A 20,915-nucleotide genomic window follows, 5' to 3' on the forward strand; every position below is an offset into this window, starting at 1 on the left:
ACAGGGCTTGTGGTAAGATTTAAAGGCGCGTGCCATTATGCTTAATCCATGACCCAAGCCCTGAAAATTGTTTATAACGTCGATGCCATCAGCCATCCCCTCACCGGCATCGGCCGCTATACCCAGCAGTTGGGTCTGCAATTACAACAACACGCTGCTGTTCATGATTTAAAACTGTACAGTGGTGGTCGCTGGCCCGATGACTTTGATTCCCTGCCCACCGCTAATCAATGGTTGGCCAGAGCGCGGCGCTATGTACCGTTTAAAAGTCTTGCTTTAAGACTTTATCACGCCCGACGAAGTCGGGGATTAAAACACATGCCTGCACATTTAAAAGCTTATCTTTTACACAGCCCAAATTTTATTCTGATGCCTTTTGACGGCCCTGCTGTCACCACGATTCATGATTTAAGCTTTATACACTATCGCCACACCCAGCCGGTTTACCGTCTGCGATTTTTAGACCGCGAACTCCCGAAAACCCTGGCACAAGCCAGGCACATCATCACCGTATCCGAGAGCATTAAATCAGAATTAATCAGCACTTTTGACCTGCCTGAACAGCAAATCAGCGTCACCCACCTGGGTGTCGATCAGCGCTTTAAACCGCTGCCTGAATCGGATTGCCGGGAAGTCCTCACCGCCTTCGATCTCAGCCATCGTCAGTACTTTTTGGCGGTTGCCACGCGAGAGCCTCGCAAAAACCTCAACCGATTGATTCAGGCCTATGTCGGACTGTCGCCAAAACTCAAAAACCAATACCCCTTAATCCTGGTTGGCGACAGCGGCTGGTTAAACCGTGAACTGAATCAATTATTACAACAGCACCGTCACCACATTCGCTTAACCGGCTATATTGACCAATCCCGGCTTCATCAGCTTTATGCGGGTGCAACCATGACGCTGCTGCCGTCTTTATACGAGGGTTTTGGTTTACCCATCATTGAATCTATGGCCTGCGGCACCCCGGTGATGACCTCGAATGTCGGCGCCATGGCGGAAGTGGCAGGCGGTCAGGCCTTGCTGTGCCGACCTTTAGAAGTGGACCATATTCAGAAAAAATTACAATGGGCCATCGACAACCCAAAATGGTGCCAAAAGGCCGCTGTCAACGGCTTAAACCACAGCCGGCAATTTACCTGGCAAAACTGCGCAAAAGCCACCGTCGAAGCCTATAAAAAAGCCATATAAACCAACTATTCGCCCAACTCTTCCGCCAACTCTAACCATGCCGCTTCAATCGTCTCTAACTGTTGCTGAGTCGCTTCAGAGTCCGCCAGCAAGCGTTGCAATTCTGCCGCCCGCTGATCACTGTATAAATCCTCATCATTTAATTTAGCCGCCAGCGACTGTTTTTTCTCGGTTAAGGTTTGTAGCTGCTTGTCCAATTTCTGCAGACGGTTTTTTTGGGCTTTGCGATGTTTATGGTCGCTGTGCCGGTTTTGACCCTGACGATTGCCGTGTGCAGCGGTGCTTTTGGTCGCTGAAGATTGGCTGTTATCATGCGCCCGTAATTCGGCTTTAATGTGTTTTTGATAAGCCTGTAAATCCCCTTCAAAATGATGCACAGCACCGGCGTGAACATACCACAAATCATCCACCACACTGTCAATCAGATGCTGATCATGGGACACCAGAATCACCGCCCCCTGATAATCCTGTAAAGCCATGGAAATGGCTTCGCGCATGTTCAAATCGAGGTGGTTGGTGGGCTCATCCAATAACAGCAAATCCGGACGCTGATAGACGATTAAAGCCAGCGCCAATCGGGCTTTTTCACCCCCTGAGAAAGGTGCTATCGGACAATCGGTGCGCGCGCCGCGAAATCCAAAGCCGCCGAGGAAATTTAATAAATCCTGCGTCCTGGCTTGTTTGTCCACTGCTTGCAAATGATTTAAAGCCGTGCTGTCTTTGTCAAGCTGTTCCAGCTGATGTTGGGCAAAATATCCAATCGATAAATCTTTGGCCGTTATTCGCTCGCCGCCGGCCAATGCTTTTTCACCGGCCAGGGCTTTGATTAAAGTTGATTTACCGGCGCCGTTGCGACCCAATAAACCAATGCGATCACCGGCCGCGATGGCAAAATCCAATCCTTCAAAAACCATCTTGTCTTGATAACCTATATCGGCCTGATTTAAGGACACCACCTGATGGGATAAATTCCGGCATTCAAAAAATCGAAAAGTAAACGGATTATCGGTTTGTACCGCCGCCACCTTTTCCATCCGTTGTAGGGCTTTTAAACGGCTTTGCGCCTGTTTGGCTTTACTGGCTTTATAGCGAAAGCGCTCCACATAGGATTGCATATGAGCCATCACCTGTTGTTGTTTTTCATGTTGCGCCTGCTGCGCCGTCAAGCGTTCAGCCCGCAACGTTTCAAAATCTGAATAATTGCCGCTGTATAAAGTGAGCTGATGTTGCTCGATGTGCAGTATATGATTGACCACGGCGTCCAGAAAATCCCGGTCATGGGCAATCACAATCAAGGTGCCTCGGTATTGTTTGAGCCAGTCAATCAACCACACCACCGCTTCTAAGTCCAGGTGATTGGTGGGCTCATCCAAAAGTAATAAGTCCGAACGACACATTAAGGCCTGAGCGAGATTTAAACGCATGCACCAACCGCCGGAAAAGGATTTAACCGGGTTTTTGGTTTCCTCATCAGAAAACCCCAAACCATGCAACATGTACGCCGCCCGGGCCGGCGCCGAATAACCTCCGATGTGCTCCATCTGGGCGTATAACTCGCCCAACTGCTCATGCCGGTCATTTTCAGTGGCCTCATGAATGGCTTGCTCAACTTGCCTCAATGCTTCATCACCATCCAATACATAATCCAAAGCCGAGCAATCCAGCGCCGGGGTTTCCTGTTTCACATGCGCCATTTGCCAGTCAACCGGCCATTCACACGAACCACTGTCAGGTTGCAACTGACCACGAAACAAAGCAAATAAAGATGATTTTCCAGTCCCGTTGGCACCGGTCAACCCCACCTTTTGACCCGCAAAAATACTGACATCTGCTTTGTCAAATAACAACAAAGGACCGCGCCGCAAGCTCATATTGGATAGTTTAATCATGGTCGGGCATTGTGCGTTAAACACAACCCAAAATCAATTAAGAACTGCAACCGGATGAAGACTAAGAACATTCAATTATGACTTCTGGGAGGTTTGTCTGGCTTTATTTTTCAGTTACACTGTTAGGCTTTCAATAATCAGAATACCTCATGTTTCGATTTCTTTTTATAACGGCATTGTTATGTGCTGCAGGTTTCGTGCGGGCACAGGCAGCGTCGGCTTCGGCCACTTTGAATCTAACAGATTGTTTTATCGGTGATGAATCTTCAGGCATTTCGGTGGCGGCGCAATGTGGCCGATTAACCGTGCCTGAAAACCGCAAAAACCCCGACAGTCGGCTTATTAAACTCAATGTGGCGGTGGTCAATTCAGATGTGGAAAACCCCAAATCTGATGCCGTGGTGTTGTTGGCCGGTGGCCCCGGGCAAGGGGCGGTTGACACCTTTGCAGTCATGGCAAGAAACCTCAGCCAATTACTCCCCAAACATCGGATTGTGATGGTTGATCAACGTGGTACCGGTGAATCGCATCCCTTGCGCTGTGATTATGAGATGGATGATTTTATGGATGTCACCGATTGGCGCTCGCCGGAAGTGGTGCAATGGATGAAGGACTGTCACGCGTCTTTGGATGCCGATACCCGGTTTTATACCACCACGATTGCCATCGAAGATCTGGAGTCGGTTCGACAGGCTTTAGGTATCGAACAATGGAATATATACGGCGGTTCTTACGGTACGCGTAAGGGCCTGACTTATATGAAACTCTATCCTGATTCAATCCGTACCGCGATTCTGGATGGGGTGATGCCACAGCAGGAAGCGATGGCTTCGGCGCATGAGGTTAATTTACAAAACACCCTGAAAAATGTTTTTCGCTTGTGCCGTGAAGATGCGACTTGTCAGGAACGCTTTGGTGATGCGGAACAACAAATGTGGGCATTTTTACAGTCATTGGAGGAACAGCCGATTGAAATGCGTTTACCTAACCCTGTTAGCGGTGAGTACGAAACCTTTGAACTGACTCGCGACTTTGCGGTGTTGGGTTTGCGGATGTTTGCCTATTCGCCGGAGACCATGGGCATGATTCCTCTGCTTGTGTCGCTGGCGAATCATGAACAGCCTGAAAATCTGGCACAACAGGCGTTTATGGTGACTTCAAGTTTAACAGAGAACTTAAATAATGCCCTGGAATTATCGGTGGTGTGTGCCGAGGATGTGCCGTTTTTACCGAAAGAGCAAAACACCCAGAACAGTTTATTCGGCGATGAATTCTACGAGATGATGCGCTCGCGCTGTGAATACTGGGACAGTGAAGTGGTGGATGCCTCGTTTAAAGACCCGGTTGAATCCGACATTCCGACCTTACTGCTATCCGGTGAATATGATCCGGTGACGCCGCCTGCGTTTGCGGAAAAAGCCCTGGAAACCTTATCCAATGCCCAGCATCTGGTGGCCCAGGGCCAGGGTCATATTGTCGCTAATCGCGGTTGTATGCCAAAAATCGTCACGGCATTTATTGAAGAGCCTGAACAAGAACTCGACACCGAATGTATGAATAATTTTAATCAGCCGGCTTTTTTCATTAATTTAAACGGACCGCAGCAATGATCAGTGTAGAAAATATCAGTAAATCTTTCGGTGAGGTCACGGCGGTGGACAATGTGTCTTTACAAGCCCCGGACGGTAAAATCACCGCGCTTTTAGGTGCCAATGGTGCCGGTAAAACCACTTCCATGCGGATGATTTATGCCCTGATTAAACCCGAAGGCGGTCAGGTGCTGGTGGATGGTATCAACACCCACGAAGATCCGGTGGCGGCGCGGGCGCGCATGGGGGTCTTACCCGATGCCCGCGGTTTGTATAAACGTCTGACAGCGCGCGAGAACATTGTTTATTTTGGCCGATTACAGGGCATGAAAGAGGCCAAAATCAAAGAGCGCTGTGAAGAACTGGTTGATCGTTTAGGCATGGGTGCGTTTATAGACCGGAAAACCGAAGGCTTTTCGCAGGGCCAACGGGTGAAAGTGGCGATTGCCCGGGCTTTAATTCATGACCCGCAAAATATTTTACTGGATGAGCCCACCAATGGTCTGGATGTCATGAGTACCCGCGCCATTCGGCGGTTTTTAAAAGAACAGCGGTCGCTGGGCAAATGTATTTTGTTTTCTTCCCATGTGATGCAGGAGGTGTCAGCGGTGTGTGATGAAATCACCATTATCGACGGCGGTCGCATTGTGGCTTCCGGCAGTGAAGATCAGTTGCGGGACAAAACCGGCAGTGAGAATCTGGAGGATGCCTTTGTGTCTTTGGTTGGCGGGGAGAAAGTGGTATGAATTTACGCGCCTTAAAAACAGTCTTTTTTAAAGAAGTGCTGGAAAACGCCCGCGATAAACGCACAGTCATGTCATCCATCGTGATGGGTGCATTGTTTGGGCCGATTTTGATGGTGATTATTATGAACACCACCATTAAGATGCAACAGGACAAAGCCGAGCAAAAGTTAGAAGTACCGGTGATTAACCAAGCCGGTGCCGCGCACTTAATGGACTTTTTAAGTGCCCAAGATGTGACTTTACAAGAACTTAAAGGCAGTCCTGAAGAAGCGATTAAAAATAAAGATCATGATGTGGTGTTGGCCATTGCGGATGATTTTGCAGAAGATTTCAGTCAGGGCCGACCGGCCAAAGTGATGTTGTATCACGATGGTTCGGCCAAAGGTGCGGCCAAAGTCAGTGTAAATCGATTACGGTCTTTACTGAATGCCTATGACCGAAGTATCGGCACCCAGCGGTTGCAGTTGCGAGGCATATCGCCGAATTTGACCAATGTGGTTATGATAGAACAACACGATCAGGCCACCAAAGAATCCCGGGGCGCAATGCTATTAACCGTGTTGCCTTATTTTCTGATCATGGGTTTGTTTATGGGCAGTATGTATCTGGCCATTGATACCACCGCCGGAGAAAAAGAGCGTAAATCCTTAGAGCCTTTATTCCTGAATCCGGTCAAACGGGATACGGTTTTGGCCGGCAAACTGGCGGCCACCGTGGCGTTTGGTTTACTGACCTTGGTACTGACCCTGGTGGCGTTTAAACTGACCCTGCCCTGGTACCCGTTTGAAAAACTCGGGATGCGTTTTAATATGGGTATGCAGGTGATGATGATTATGTTGTTGGTGCTGGCACCCTTGGCTTTACTGGCCGGTGCGATTCAAACCATTATTGCCGCCTTTGCCCAGTCTTATCGTGAGGCGCAGACTTATGTGGGCCTGGTTTTAATTGTGCCGATGATTCCCAGTATGCTGCTGATGTTTATGCCCATTAAAGAACAGCTGTGGATGATGGCGGTGCCGATTTTAGGCCAGAATCTGGTGATTAATGAACTGATGCGCGGTGATATTGTGGGCTGGGATGCCATAGGTCTGGTCATTGCCGGCACGTTGATTATGGGTTTGGCACTTGCATGGATTGCGGTGAAGTTGTATAACAGAGAGAAGATGTTATTTACGGACTGACCATGAAAAACGCAACCATTATTTATATCCTGCTGTTCACTGTGACCTCAGTGGCGGCGGCTGAAAAAACCATTTATAAATACACCGATGAACATGGCGTGACCCATTACAGTGAAAAAAAACTGAATGACAACTACAAAGAAGCTGACTTACCGGAGTTGTCGGTGGTGGAATCGGTGCCGCCCTCACCGGATGCCAATACACAATCGTCGGCTAATGAAGAACCCATGGCAGCCGGCAGTGACACGGATATTTCGCTGATTAAACCCCAGCCAAAAGAAAATCTGTGGGGCACCGGCGGTGATTTGGACGTGGCGGTGACGCCATTGAGCGAAATGCAAAAACAAAAATACCAAATTCAATTTGCCTTAAACAGTGAGAAAACACCACCCGGCGATGAAGCCAGCCACACTTTTAAGCTGGTGCCGCGCGGTACCCATCAGGTGCAGGCTTTTCTGGTGACCCGGGGACAAAATACGGTGGTCGGTAAAACAGACAAAATTACCGTCTATATGCACCAAGCTTCAAAAAAGTAGATAACCGGCGCAGTCGTGTCAACCGACTGCAGCCGGTGGTGCGTCCGCGACCCGGTCAGGACAACAATTAAGAATGACACCGCAATGGCTTCTTATCGGTATGTCATTTATGTTGACTGTACTTTTGATTGTTTACAATTTCAAAATTAACCAACCACATGCCACCATCATTCCATTGTTATTGACTTGTGGCATCTTGTGGCTGGCAAACAGTCTCTCACTGAATCTTCAGGTGGTCATGTTTTATGGGTTATCCATCCTTGTATGGAGCCAATTCAGTCGTGTCGTCAACACGTTTTTATTGATTTTAGGCTTAATTTTTTTGGGTTTGCTGCTTGACGAAATCATCACGGAAATCTGGATTTGGTACGGTTTACTTTTGCTTGCCTTCGGGTGTTCCGCGTGGCTGTTGATTCAGAATAAATCGGGTTTGTTTTTGAGCTGGTTAGCGTTGTTATTTCTGGCGGCGCTGAATTTAATTGTTTCGACACCGGAACGGCAGCCGTTGATGGCACTGCTCATGGTTAGCTTACAGTTCACCGTTTTTTTAAAAGCCACCGGCACTGAAAAGCGCTCAACACAGACGATAAGTGTAACAGAAATTCAGCAGGCTGAACGCAGCCGGATTTATCAGAACATTCATGATGATGTGGGTGCTGAATTGTTGCGCCTTATCTATATTCTGGATAACAGTGATCATAAACACCAGGTCAAGGCCATCATGCAGAAACTGCGACAGGCAGTGGCACAGACCACCCGCGTAAAGATGGACACCCATCAGCTGAGCCGTGACATAACAGGGCTGTTCAGTGAACGTTTAAATGTAGCCGACATCAGGTTCCAATGCACCCGAAGAATTGATTATAATCATGTGTTTAACAACACCCACCCAAGCACACTGTTACGTATGATGAATGAATTACTGAATAACATTATCCGCCATGCACGGGCCCGCAAAGTGCATATTCAGCTCATCAGTGACAAACAACAATTGTCTGTTCATGTAATAGATGACGGTTGTGGTTTAAGCAAAAATGACGGTGATTTAACAAGCGGACGGGGATTCAGGGGCTTGCAAAAAAGAGCGGCTGAAATCGGCGCAAGCATCACATGGAAGAATAACCCGAATGGCGGCCTGACCACAACCCTGAGTTACCCATGGCCATAAATAAGGTCTTGATTGTTGAAGATTTGGCTGAAGCACAATTGTGGCTGAAGCAAGCAACTCAACTGGCTTTTACGGACAGCCTGGTGATGCTCGCTGAAAGTGTGGCACAGGCACAACAACACATCCAACAAGAGACCTTTGATCTGGTGTTGCTGGACATTGGATTGCCAGATGGCAGCGGACTGTCGCTGATTCAGCCGATATTACACCAGCATCCGACATCGTTGGTGGTCATGGCCACTTTATTTGATGATGACAGCCATGTGTTCAGCGCCTTGCGTCTGGGTGCCAAAGGTTATATTTTAAAAGACCAATCGAAAAACGATTTGGCTCAAATGCTGGTGGGCATCGATCAGGGGCACTTCCCGGTGTCACCGTCAGTGGCCAATAAACTGCTCCAGTTTTTTCAGCCGACACCTGACCAGAATAACTTAACACCACGGGAACAGGAGGTCTTGACGCTGGTCGCCAAAGGCTATGCGGTGCCTGAAGTGGCCGACTTTCTGACCATCAAAAAAAGCACCTGTTACGGTTATGTGAAAGATATTTACCGTAAACTCAGCATTAATTCGCGCGCTGAAGCCACTCTGGAAGCAGCAAAAATGGGGTTAATCTCTCCCCACAGCTGATCACCGTCCGTGACAAACTCAGTTAAACGCTTGTGGCTTAAAAACTGTCGTATAATAGGAGTGCTGCTGAGCAGCACGACCCGCCGAGCCGGTTGGTGAGCGTAGCGGCCGCTTCCGCTCCAAGCTCTCGCGGCAGGCCTCCATCCATGGAGGCCAATCAGAGGCGAAGAGCGCGAAGTTAAATGAAGTGTTCGCCGCGGCCGCTTTCACTTTTGTCGGGAACAAAAGTGAATGAAGTCCCAAGAACACACCTTATATGGCTACTTATTTGAGGTGTTGTCATGATTCACATCGTACTGAGCATTGTGACGCTGATTGTCAGCTTGCAAGCCGCTGCTCAATTTAACCCAAAACAACCACACTAAACGTGGCAAACCGCCGCTAAAAAAGAACGTCCCAGACCACACTTACCACCGATGTTGAAAACATCAGAAAAAGGTATTGAAAATTATCATGGTTATATCAGTTACCAGGTCAACCTCACCTCGCAAGGTGAAAACCGGCTGTATGATGCCGCCAACGAGCCGTCGCTTGCCGTCAATCCTTTAAACCCGATGCAGATTGCCATTGGGTGGCGGCAGTTTGATAACATCAACAGCGATTTCAGACAAGCCGGTGTGGCGTATTCTACAGACGGCGGTCAATCCTGGCACAATAATGGTCCGCTTGAACCGGGTATATTCAGAAGTGACCCGGTCCTGTCGGCAGATGCCGATGGCACGTTTTTTTATCAGAGCTTACAGGTTATTGACGACAACGGCTTCCCGGGAATACAAGACAATGACACCTTTCAGGTGGATCAATGGCGTTCTGACAATGGTGGTCGTCATTGGTATGATAAAACCAATGCTTTGGGCGGAGACAAAAGTTGGTTTGTTATTGATACAAGCCAAGAGCCTTCCCGAGGAAATATTTATGCGGCATGGAATTTAGCCGGCAATAATTATTACCCCAGAAGTTTTAATTATTCGGTCGATAACGGACACAGTTTTACCACACCTGTCGAAATACCCCAGTCTCCGGTTTATTCCACATTGGCCATGGGGCCTAATAATGAAATTTATATTGCCGGTGTCTATGGTGATGGTGATTTTGATGATTTGTATCTCGTTAAAAGCAACCAACCAACATCACCCTTGTTTCCTGTCTTTAATCAAGTAACTTCGATCGACATGGGTGGAAAAATGGCTGTCGGTGGCATCAACCCCGTCGGCTTGCTGGGGCAAATGTGGGTGGCTGTTGATAAATCAGAACGACACACACGAGGCAGGGTTTATGTGCTCAGCTCCATTGACGTGCAGGGTCCTGATCCATTGGATATCCAGTTTATTATGTCTCAAGACGGGGGCGTCCATTTTTCATCTCCCAAACGCATCAATACGGACGAGAATATAACCAACTGGCAATGGTTTGGCACCATGGGGGTCGCGCCCAACGGACGTATAGATGTTATTTGGCTGGATACACGAGAAGACAATCGAATCATGTACGATAAAATATTGTCGCAATTATTTTACAGTTACTCTTATGACGGCGGGGTGACATTCTCTGAAAACCAAGCCATATCTGCCCCCTTTTATCATGGCTTGGGTTATCCGGTACAACGCAAAATGGGCGATTATATTGATGTGGTTTCGGACAATAAAGGCGCGCACATAGCCTACACCGCAACCTTCAATGGCGGACAGGATGTCTATTATCTCCATGCCAAACCGGCGGCTTATGAGGAAAACCCTTATTTTCCGGGTCAGTTCACTGATACACTATGGCACCACCCAAATGTACCGCGACAAGGTGTTTTTTCCCGAACATTGGTGGTTTTTCCCGATAACCCCAACAGCCACGTTATTCATTATGAAACCGTTTTTACGGAAACACCTGCAGGACAACCCACTTGGTTTGTGATGGAACAAAAACAAGCCGCAACGGCTGATGAAGTTGTCCTACCTGTTTTACACCCGACCGGTGATCTCACAAACCATCAGTCGGCCCTGGCTTTAATTGGTCAGGCCACGAAAAAAAGGGTTTATGATGACAAAGGTGAATTGGTTGCAGATAAAATGATTTATGCTTTTGATATGACAGAAAGTGTCTTGCAGGAAATGATTGCCGATGGTGGCTATGGTGATTATTTAGATCCCGATTTTTATCGAAACAGTGATTTTTACAACACCGAAAAATCGATTGTACTCGACCAGTTAATCACATCTGAACAACCCCGGGAAACGGCTTGTGATTTAAGAGGGTTACCAATGTTTAACCCTGATGAAGTGGCTGAAGGCAGGGTCTCGGTTATTTTTAACAGGCAACAGTTAAATCAGACTTTTGAAGCTGATTTCAGTTACGAAAAATACCTTGATGACAATGGCATACCGCAGTATGTACTCAATCAGGCAGGGCGGGCGATTCCTCAATGGTGGGTTTATGAAACCATGTCGGGAGATGTTGTCAAGGATCAATCCACAGAACATATCCGTTATCGCAGCGCCGGCGGCAATGGGTTTTTTGTTTTAGGCGCACCGGATCCGGAATTAATTTCAGGTGGCACCCAAACCGTATCCCGCATCAATGAAACCAGTGTCTTAACCACGACTGAAAATGGCACTGAAGAATTGCTTACTGTGCTGGCATACAATAGTTATTGTGGTCGCTGAATCACAGATTGCTTTCGTCATTTATACTAAAATCAGTTAAGATACTCCCCTTTAAATCAATCTGAGCTTATGCGCACGACCCAATTTCACCTTGTGACCCGCAAGGAAACCCCACAGGATGCCGAAATAATATCTCATCAACTCATGATCCGGGCCGGCATGATTCGCAAACTCGGTGCCGGTTTATACACCTGGTCACCGCTTGGGTTTCGGGTTTTGCGTAAAATGGAAGCAATCATTCGCGAAGAAATGAACGCCTCAGGCGCGCTCGAAATGCTGATGCCGGCAGTTCAGCCCAAGGAATTATGGGAAGAAACCGGACGCATTGAAGATTTCGGCGGGCAATTACTGGCGATGACAGATCGCGCTGACCGGGATTACTTTTTTGGCCCCACCCATGAAGAAGTCATCACCGAATTTGTGCGCGATGAAGTGAGCTCTTATAAACAATTGCCCATTAACTTTTATCAAATACAGACTAAATTCCGGGATGAAATTCGTCCCCGATTCGGGGTGATGCGCTCACGCGAATTCATTATGAAAGATGCCTACTCTTTTCATTTGAGTGAAGAGTCTCTGGATGAAACTTACCGCCTCATGGAAGCCACATACACAACCATTCTTGACCGCATGGGTCTTAACTTTCGGTGTGTATTGGCCGACTCCGGCGCCATTGGCGGTTCAGGCTCTCAGGAATTTCACGTGATTGCCGACAGTGGTGAGGATGCCATTATGTATTCTGATGAAAGTGATTATGCGGCGAATATCGAAAAATGTGCCGCCGTGAGCCTCATCTCACAGCGTGCCGAGCCGTCCGAAGTCATATCGGTGGTGGCGACACCAAACCAGAAAACCATTGAAGAAGTCTCTCATTTTTTGGACATTCAAGCTGAGCAGATGGTGAAGACCTTATTGGTGAAAGGCATCGACGGTCCGGTGGCTCTGGTTATCCGCGGTGACCATCAATTAAGTGAAGTGAAAGCCGCTCACCTACCGGAAGTGGACAGCCCTTTACAATTTCTGGATGATAAAGCTGTGCGGGAACTGACCGGTTGCGATGTGGGATCGGTTGGTGTTAAAGACCTTAATTGTCCGGTGATAGTCGATTTAACCGTGGCCAATATGAGTGATTTTGTTTGTGGCGCCAATCGTGATGACCACCACCTCACGGGTGTTAATTGGCAGCGGGATGCCGAATTTCAACAGCAGGCAGATATCCGTGAAGCCCGGGCCGGCGACCCCAGCCCCGATGGCCGGGGCCGTTTAAAACAAGCCCGTGGCATCGAAGTGGGCCATATTTTTAAGCTGGGCGATAAGTATTCCAAAGCCATGAATGCGGTTGTATTGGATGAAACCGGACGCTCACAGGCTTTGCAGATGGGCTGTTACGGCATGGGTGTGTCACGTTTGGTGGCAGCAGCCATTGAACAATGTCATGATGAAAACGGCATTATCTGGCCGGCTGCTTTGGCACCGTTTCAGGTGGCGATATTGCCCATGAATTATCAAAAGTCGGTCCAAGTCAAAGAGACCGCTGATGAATTATACAAACGCTTAACAAAAGCCGGTTATGAGGTGATTTTGGATGACCGCAAAGTGCGTCCTGGGTTTATGCTGTCTGATTTTGAATTATTGGGTATCCCACACCAGGTGATAATAGGTGACCGTTCACTGGATGAAGGTTTTGTTGAATACCGCCATCGGGAAAAAATGGAAAAACAAAAAATTGAGCGTGCTAAAATATTCGAATTCCTGACCCAGCAAACCTGCTTATGAGCCGCAAAATCGGAAACTCCCTGAAAGATTCAGCCCTGTTTTTACAGCACGCCATCAAACATCCGCTTCAAGTGGGCTATTTGCTACCTTCTTCCCCCTGGCTGATTGAAGAAATCGCCACCACGGCAGAGTTGACCGGCAAAAAAAGAATCGTTGAACTGGGCCCCGGAACCGGTGGTACCACTAAAGGACTGCTGGCGGCCATGGATAAGGATGCCGAATTAATTACCGTCGAAATCAATCCAAAATTTATTGCCCATCTGAAAAAAACCATTGATGATAAACGCTTGCATATTGATTCCCGGGGTGCGCAAAACTTAAGTCAAATTATTGCCAAACGCAACTGGCCGAATGTGGATGTCATCGTCTCAGGTATTCCCTTTACCACTTTACCCAAAGGCATGGATAAAGATATCATGCAAGCCATTCACACCACCTTAAAACCCGGTGGTGTTTTTTTGGCCTATCAGTTGCGGGATCATGTCAGCGGATTGGCGGCCCCCCGTTTTGGTCAACCCAGCAAGAAAAAAGTCACTTATAAGAATTTTCCGCCCATGAAAATATACACCTGGCGAAAAAACTTAAATGGCCAATAAACCACACCATTTGTTGCTTTCCTGAGCCTTTAAACACACTTTAAAACTTATTTTTATATATTTGGGCAGCGTTTAGGTTGATGTTTTCCCAACAATTAATACTTTCAGCCGCCTGTTTTTTTGGCTACAATCTTTAATCTGATTATTCGCGTTCACCTGCCATGATTGCCATGTTGCTCAAAAATAAAGATTTAGGTCTGTTTATCACAAGCTTGTTGATGACTCTGCTGGCGTTCTTTGCCAGTGGTCAGTGGTTATGGGCGCTGCTGATGGTCAATGTCTTAACTTTGTGCGGGTTTTTGTTCACTTTGCCTTTTATTTATGAACGTTATGACAACCATATTTCACATCAGGTAGATTGGTTGTTGCCACTGGGGGGGGCGGGATTTTTGGCTCTGGGCTTTTGGTTTATACAGACAGTTAACGAAGCACTGATGGTGTGTTTATGGCTTATCTGGGTTTTGGCCACAGTCACTTTCAAAAAACTGGAACCCAAAGAAACAGCTTTGATTGTGGCGCTGCCGGCCATCAGCTTACTGGCCTTGTTTATCATCCTACCGGGCCCTGAGATGAAAGTCAGCCAACCCTTTATGTTTGCTTTGACTTTGGCGGTGACCGCACTCGGAATTGTGGCCGCTTCGTTATTTATTTATGATGCGGTGGTGGCCGAAGAGAAGAAATCGGAACCGCTTGACGACAGTATCGCCAAACAAATTCGACGCGCGGAAGAGGCCAGAAAGCAAAGCCGGCAACTCAAAGAAGAGGTGAAAGAACTCAAAGTTAAATTATCCGCTGCGGAAATGGCCAAAATGGAATTCCTGGCCACCATGAGTCATGAAATCCGTACGCCGTTAAATGGCATTGTTCCGCTTTTGGATATCGTGATGGATACGGAACTCAATGATTTTCAGAAAGATTACCTGAGTACGGCGCACACTTCAGCCACCCAGATGCAAAAACTCATTGATGATTTACTGGATTATTCAAAAGTAGAAGCCGGTAAACTCAGTATCGAAATGACCGCCTTAAAAGTGCGCAAAGTGATTGAAGAAGTGCTGGATAATTTGAGCGCGTCCGCTGAACGCAAAGGGTTAGAGATTGAAACCAACATCGATGACCAAATCAGTCCCTTATTACGAGGTGATCCGATACGTCTGCGTCAGGTGCTGACCAATTTGCTTTCTAATGCCATAAAATTTTCAGACCGCGGTACCATTACGGTTGAAGCTAAAAAAGTAAAGAATTTTGCCAGTAAGGAATTGGTGCGGTTTGTGGTCAAAGACGAAGGTATTGGCATCAGTGATGATCAGCAGGAAAAATTATTTAATGCATTCACCCAGGGTGACAATTCGTCCACCCGAAAATTTGGCGGCACCGGACTGGGCCTGACCATCAGCCAAAAAATTGTGGATCTGCTGAAAGGCAAAATGGGTGTTAAATCCAAAAAAGGCCTTGGCAGTACTTTCTGGTTTGAAATTCCATTTTCCAAATCAGTCAATGATACAGGTCACGATGATGCCGAAATAAGCCAGTACCAGGCGGTTTTGATTAACACCAATCCGCTGCTGTTTAAACGCCTGACGACCGATTTAGAACATGCCATGGTAAAAGTACAGAGTTCACTGAATTATCAACACGCCATGTCACGTATTCAGGCATCACGGGGTATTCGGGAACAAAAACACACGCTTTTATTTATCGATTTTGACACCAACGCCAAAACCTTCCGCCAAATTCTGACTTTGGTTGAGAAAGGCGATATGAATGACATCTGGATCTGTGCGGTAACCAAAGCTGAACACATTGCCGGTGTCAAACAGTATAAGAACATTCAGGTCATCAAAGCCGAGCAGGACATCGAAATGATTATCCGGGAATTTGAGCGGCGTTTTTATCCAGACAAAACAGTGGAACAAAAGCCGGCGCAAAATAACACGGTTTTGGCCAGCGAAGACAACAAAACACACAAAATTACCCGCCAAAAATTGGACCAGATTTCCAAAACAGTGCTACTGGTTGAGGACAACGAGGTGAATTTAAAGGTGGCCCAAAAACTGATTGATTATATTGGTTTTCCCTTTGATGTGGCGGAAAACGGGATGCAGGCACTGGATAAAGTCAAAAATAACCGCTATCGACTGATTTTGATGGACTGCCAAATGCCGGTGATGGATGGATACCACAGCACCCGTCGCATACGGCGTTACGAAGAAGAAAACAATCTCCACCGCACACCCATCATTGCCATGACTGCCAACGCCATGTTGGGCGATAAAGAAAAGTGCCTGGAAGCCGGCATGGATGATTACATGTCAAAACCACTGAACCGTTATTTGCTTGAAAAAACCTTAAAAAAATGGGATCCCTTTGCCAGCCGCGACGCGGTGAAAGCCGATCAACCGGTGAAAGCTGATGCAGCATTAAATAACATTAATTCAAAATGGCTCAATGTTAAAGCACTGGCTGAAATCAAAGAGTTTATGGGTGAGGAAACCGATGATTTATTGAATTTATTTTTGCAGGAAACACCGGCCATGATGTCCACCCTCAAGCAACTCTATAAAGACGTGGATTATGAACAGGTCCGTCAAATTGCGCACACTTTAAAGTCAACCGGTGCCAACATCGGTGCCACTGGATTTAGTCATTTTTGCAAAAAAATGGAAGCCGCTGCAATTGCCAAAGACAGTGATGAAGTCAAAGACAGCATAACAAAAGTGGTTAAATCCTATCAACTCACCACCACCGAAATCCAAAAATACCAACAACATGAGACCTCTGCATAAGTCTGAGTTATTGAAAAAATGATTGAAATTCTGAAGTTCAAGGAAGGAAACGCAAGTAATAGCAATAGCTATTGCTAAGTTTTATGACGAAGAAATTCAGGATTTCAGACATTTTTACTTAATTCACGACTTATGCAGAGGTCTCAACATCACAATTCATCCGATTAACGCGTCTTTTTGCTTGAGTCACAGTTTATACAGGTGTAAATTGTGCCGTTTTAATTGCGTGGAACCATTTTTATGCTGAGAATTTTGTCAGGACTTATTTTGATGCTGTTTTTGGCTTCAACTGAAGCCCAACAGGTAACTGTGAATGAGGAGACAGATCAGGATCAAACCGCTGATCAATCAACAACGCTGGCACCTATTCAGGTGACAGCTTCTCGCTTGGCCACCAGCACCAACGACAGTGAACGTGCGGTCACTGTGGTAAGCCGTGCGGATATTCAAAATAAGCCCAACGCCCTGTTGCCGGATTTGCTGCGTAACGAAACCGGTGTCTATATTCAGCAAACCACACCTGGTCAGGGTATTCCGATTATTCGCGGACTGAAAGGCTCGCAAAACCTGCATCTGGTTGATGGTATGCGGGTTAATACCGCTTTCTTTCGCAATTCACCTAATCAGTATTTTGCTTTGATTGATCCATTTATGATTGATCAGATTGATGTGGTGCGAGGACCGGGCTCTGTATTATACGGTGGTGATGCACTCGGTGGTGTGGTTAACGTCATCACCCATACGCCTCATTTTTCGGACAGTGCGTGGCAAACCGGCGGTCAGCTGGCCGCTATCTACAACAGTGCCGATGACCAGTGGCTCAGTCATGTCAATGTCGATGCCGGCAATGACACCGTTGCCACCACTTTAGGTTTGAGCTATCAGGACACCGGTGCACGCACAACCGGCAGCGGCGAAACCATTCCATTTACCGCTTATACCGCACGGGCAGCCAATAATAAATGGGTTTATCAATTGAATGATCAACATCGGGTTTTGTTTGATGTGCAGTATTTACGCCAGCCGGCAACTCCCCGGGTGGATGATTTGATTGCCGGTTTCGGACAAACACAACCGGACTCACAGGTGTTTCTGTTCAGCCCCAATGAACGTTACTTTGGCCATTTAAATTATCAAAGCTCCGCCGCCACCGCCTGGTACGATAAAGCCGACTGGCACCTGGCCTGGCAAAAAATTGTTGATGGCCGCATCAAACAAGGCTTTGGTAGCGACAGTGTGACCACCGAACAAAATGCCAGTGAGTTGTGGGGGTTTCAGGTGGATTTTGATAAGCAGGTCGGTGCGGGTCAATGGGTCTATGGTTTTGAGGCCTATGAAGACACCATCCACAGTGCCAAGCAAAAAACCCAGAACAACGTGACCACTGACAAAGAACCCCGTTTCCCTGATCAGTCGGTGATGCAGCACCTGGCGCTTTACGCCGATTACCACCACCCCATTGGTGATCATCAGATATCGGCAGGTGGTCGTTATAGTGACTACCGCACCGATCTGAACAATCCCACAATAAGCAACGACACCCTGAACCTGTCTGATTTTACCTGGCAGCTTGGCTGGTTGTATGCGCTAACCGATCATGACCGTTTGTTTGCCAATTTAAGCCGGGGATTTCGGCCACCGAATATTTTTGATTTAGGTCAGGTGGGCGATCGCCCCAATAACCGCTTTAATGTGGTCAACACCAACCTCAAACCGGAGTCTGTGCACACCCTGGATGTGGGCTATAAACACGCCGGCAACGGCTGGCAAGCGGAAATGGTGTTGTTTATATCCGATTATAATGATGTGATTGCTTCCACCCTAACCGGAGAAACCACGCCAGCAGGTCAGGACATTGTACAATCTCAGAATATCGGCGAAGTGCGTATCTGGGGTCTGGAAACCCAGTTTAATCGGTACTTTGATGGCGGCGGTCATTTGTATGCTCATTTAACCTATATCTATGGTGAGCAAACCGAAGCTCAAGACAAAGAACCGGCAGATCGCATTCCACCAACCTTTGGCGTGCTGGGTTATCAGTGGCCGGTCACTGATATACTGTATTGGCGTCAACAATTGCGTTATGCCGACAACCAAGACCGCTTAAGTGCCCGTGATGTGCGCGATGCCCGCATTAATCCTTTGGGTACCGGTGGCTTTGTGGTATATGATAGCCACCTGACATGGCAAGCCGGGCCACAAACCACTGTACGTGCGGGTGTTGAAAATCTGTTTGATAAAAAGTACCGTGAACACGCTTCGGGATTGGATGCGGCCGGACGCAATTACCACTTATCTGTCTTTTATGAGTTTTGATTATGACAAAATTAATTTTTGAAAAGTCCAGACCCGGACGCAGTGCCTGGGCTCAGTCCCTCGCTGAACTGGATGTCAGCCATTTAATTCCCGAAAATTACCAGCGTGATGTGCGTTTAGGCATGCCGCAGGCCAGTGAACTGGATGTGGTCAGACATTACACCCAGCTCAGTCAAAAAAACTTTTCCATTGAAACTAACTTTTACCCCTTGGGCTCTTGCACCATGAAATACAATCCAAAGGTGTGTAACAGTCTGGCCATGCGAGAAGAGTTTTTATCGCGCCATCCGCTGGCACACGATTCATTGTCTCAGGGCTTTTTGGCGTGTATGTACCATCTCCAGGACATTTTAAAAGCCGTGACGAATATGGCCGGCGTGTCCCTGACGCCGATGGCCGGCGCTCAGGGAGAATTTGCCGGTGTGGCCATGATCAAAGCCTACCACGATGATCGCGGTGACTCCGCGCGTAAAGAAATTATTGTTCCCGATGCAGCCCACGGCACCAACCCGGCCACCGCCATGATGTGCGGTTATAAAGTCAGAGAAATACGCACCGACGAAGAAGGCAATGTGGATATGACGGCTTTAGAAGCCGCTTTAGGCCCGCAAACGGCAGGCATCATGCTGACCAATCCATCCACCTTAGGTGTGTTTGAAACCCACATCAAAGAAATTGCCGATAAAGTCCATGCCGTCGGTGGTTTATTGTATTACGACGGTGCCAACCTGAATGCCATTTTAGGCAAAACCAACCCCGGCATTATGGGTTTTGATGTGATTCATATGAACTTACATAAAACCTTCTCCACACCCCACGGTGGTGGTGGACCCGGTTCGGGTGCCATCGGTGTCGGAAAACGATTACTGCCTTATATGCCGGTGCCTTTTGTGGGTAAAGACGATCAAGGCTATCATTTTATCGACGAGAAAAAAGCCCCCAAAACCATCGGTCGCTTATCGGCCTTTGCCGGTAATGCCGGGGTTAATCTGCGCGCTTATGTGTACGCTTTATTACTCGGCAAACAAGGCATGCAACGGGTCAGCGAGTTTGCCACTTTAAATGCCAACTATCTGATGAAGCGTCTGCAGGATAAAGGCTTTAGATTGGCCTTTAAAAACCGCCGCGCCAGCCATGAATTTATCATTACCTTAAAACGCCAGGCCAGAGAACTGGGTTTATTGGCGTCAGATTTAGCCAAAGGCTTATTGGATAAAGGCATGCATGCCCCGACCGTCTATTTCCCTTTACTGGTGTCGGAATGTTTATTGATTGAGCCGACAGAAACTGAATCCAAAGAAACGCTGGATTTGTTTGTTGAAGCCATGGCTGAAATTTTACAGCAAGCCGAAGACGACATTGAAGTCCTGAAAAAAGCCCCCTACACCACCCCGGTGCGGCGTTTAGACGAGGTCAAAGCCGTTAAAGAACCGAATGTGGTCTGGGATATGAACGGCTAATGGCTGACCCGACTTTTCGCGGCCCTAAGCAGTTATTGAAAGCTTTTCAGTGGACGATTCAGGGCTTTAAAAGTGCCTACAAAGTCGAAGCCAGCTTCCGCCTGGAAATCTGGCTTTTTATTGTTTTGTTGCCGGTGGCGGTTTGGCTGGCGCAAACACCGGGACAATTATTTTTGTTGATAGCCACGGGCTTATTGGTGTTGTTAGTGGAGCTGATTAATTCCGCCATCGAAGCGGTGGTGGATCTGGTGGTCGGTGCCAAGCAGCATCCCCTGGCCGGTCGCGCCAAAGATGTGGGTTCTGCCGCCGTGTTCCTGGCCTTATGTATATACGGTATGGCTTGGCTGCTGGTTATTTATACCCGGTTTTTTGTCTGAATATCAGCGAACGATACGTTT

At 47.5% G+C, this 20,915-nt stretch carries 15 protein-coding genes; 14 read left to right on the plus strand and 1 reads right to left on the minus strand.

Annotated features, from left to right (window positions below; genetic code table 11):
• Window positions 1–48: 48 nt before the first annotated feature.
• Window positions 49–1,191, plus strand: a complete 1,143-nt coding sequence (locus IEV16_RS03180; RefSeq protein ID WP_188364224.1) for a glycosyltransferase family 4 protein — start codon at window positions 49–51, stop codon at window positions 1,189–1,191.
• Window positions 1,192–1,196: 5 nt separating this feature from the next.
• Here the strand turns inward: IEV16_RS03180 and IEV16_RS03185 are convergent, their stop codons facing one another.
• Complete coding sequence (locus IEV16_RS03185) at window positions 1,197–3,080, minus strand: ATP-binding cassette domain-containing protein (RefSeq protein ID WP_188364225.1); 1,884 nt, start codon at window positions 3,078–3,080, stop codon at window positions 1,197–1,199.
• A 149-nt stretch (window positions 3,081–3,229) separates the two neighbouring features.
• Here IEV16_RS03185 and IEV16_RS03190 point away from each other — a divergent pair, with 149 nt between their 5' ends.
• The 13 genes from IEV16_RS03190 to IEV16_RS03250 all read left to right on the plus strand — a co-directional run bounded on the left by IEV16_RS03190 (window position 3,230) and on the right by IEV16_RS03250 (window position 20,894).
• Window positions 3,230–4,690, plus strand: coding sequence for an alpha/beta hydrolase (locus IEV16_RS03190; RefSeq protein ID WP_188364226.1), 1,461 nt, complete (start codon window positions 3,230–3,232; stop codon window positions 4,688–4,690).
• Window positions 4,687–5,415 (plus strand): ABC transporter ATP-binding protein, encoded by a 729-nt coding sequence (locus IEV16_RS03195; protein ID WP_188364227.1) that lies wholly within the window; start codon window positions 4,687–4,689, stop codon window positions 5,413–5,415. Before IEV16_RS03190 ends, IEV16_RS03195 begins: the two co-directional genes overlap by 4 nt.
• Entirely contained in the window at window positions 5,412–6,596 is a 1,185-nt protein-coding gene (locus tag IEV16_RS03200; RefSeq protein WP_188364228.1) for an ABC transporter permease, read from the plus strand. Before IEV16_RS03195 ends, IEV16_RS03200 begins: the two co-directional genes overlap by 4 nt.
• 2 nt (window positions 6,597–6,598) lie before the next feature.
• Window positions 6,599–7,132: a DUF4124 domain-containing protein gene (locus IEV16_RS03205; RefSeq protein WP_188364229.1), complete on the plus strand. Its 534-nt coding sequence runs from the start codon at window positions 6,599–6,601 to the stop codon at window positions 7,130–7,132.
• 73 nt (window positions 7,133–7,205) lie between these two features.
• Window positions 7,206–8,300: a sensor histidine kinase gene (locus IEV16_RS03210; RefSeq protein WP_188364230.1), complete on the plus strand. Its 1,095-nt coding sequence runs from the start codon at window positions 7,206–7,208 to the stop codon at window positions 8,298–8,300.
• Window positions 8,291–8,929 (plus strand): response regulator, encoded by a 639-nt coding sequence (locus IEV16_RS03215; RefSeq protein WP_188364231.1) that lies wholly within the window; start codon window positions 8,291–8,293, stop codon window positions 8,927–8,929. The genes IEV16_RS03210 and IEV16_RS03215 overlap by 10 nt, the downstream gene beginning before the upstream one ends.
• Before the next feature lie 416 nt (window positions 8,930–9,345).
• Window positions 9,346–11,583, plus strand: coding sequence for a sialidase family protein (locus IEV16_RS03220; protein ID WP_188364232.1), 2,238 nt, complete (start codon window positions 9,346–9,348; stop codon window positions 11,581–11,583).
• A 69-nt stretch (window positions 11,584–11,652) separates the two neighbouring features.
• Window positions 11,653–13,359 carry a proline--tRNA ligase gene (locus IEV16_RS03225; protein ID WP_188364233.1) on the plus strand — a complete coding sequence of 569 codons (1,707 nt, stop codon included), beginning with the start codon at window positions 11,653–11,655 and terminating at the stop codon, window positions 13,357–13,359.
• On the plus strand, window positions 13,356–13,955 hold the full coding sequence (locus IEV16_RS03230) for a class I SAM-dependent methyltransferase (RefSeq protein WP_188364234.1): 600 nt from the start codon (window positions 13,356–13,358) through the stop codon (window positions 13,953–13,955). The genes IEV16_RS03225 and IEV16_RS03230 overlap by 4 nt, the downstream gene beginning before the upstream one ends.
• 161 nt (window positions 13,956–14,116) lie before the next feature.
• Window positions 14,117–16,741 carry an ATP-binding protein gene (locus IEV16_RS03235; protein ID WP_188364235.1) on the plus strand — a complete coding sequence of 875 codons (2,625 nt, stop codon included), beginning with the start codon at window positions 14,117–14,119 and terminating at the stop codon, window positions 16,739–16,741.
• A 240-nt stretch (window positions 16,742–16,981) separates the two neighbouring features.
• On the plus strand, window positions 16,982–19,057 hold the full coding sequence (locus tag IEV16_RS03240; RefSeq protein ID WP_188364236.1) for a TonB-dependent receptor plug domain-containing protein: 2,076 nt from the start codon (window positions 16,982–16,984) through the stop codon (window positions 19,055–19,057).
• 2 nt (window positions 19,058–19,059) lie between these two features.
• The gene (gene gcvPB, locus IEV16_RS03245; protein WP_188364237.1) at window positions 19,060–20,517 is read left to right on the plus strand and encodes an aminomethyl-transferring glycine dehydrogenase subunit GcvPB; all 1,458 of its coding nucleotides are present in this window, start codon (window positions 19,060–19,062) and stop codon (window positions 20,515–20,517) included.
• A complete protein-coding gene (locus IEV16_RS03250) occupies window positions 20,517–20,894 on the plus strand; it encodes a diacylglycerol kinase (protein WP_188364238.1) in 378 nt (125 codons plus the stop codon). The genes gcvPB and IEV16_RS03250 overlap by 1 nt, the downstream gene beginning before the upstream one ends.
• The last annotated feature ends 21 nt before the right edge of the window (window positions 20,895–20,915 follow it).

Source organism: Marinicella pacifica, assembly GCF_014636635.1.
Classification (GTDB): Bacteria; Pseudomonadota; Gammaproteobacteria; order Xanthomonadales; family Marinicellaceae; genus Marinicella; species Marinicella pacifica.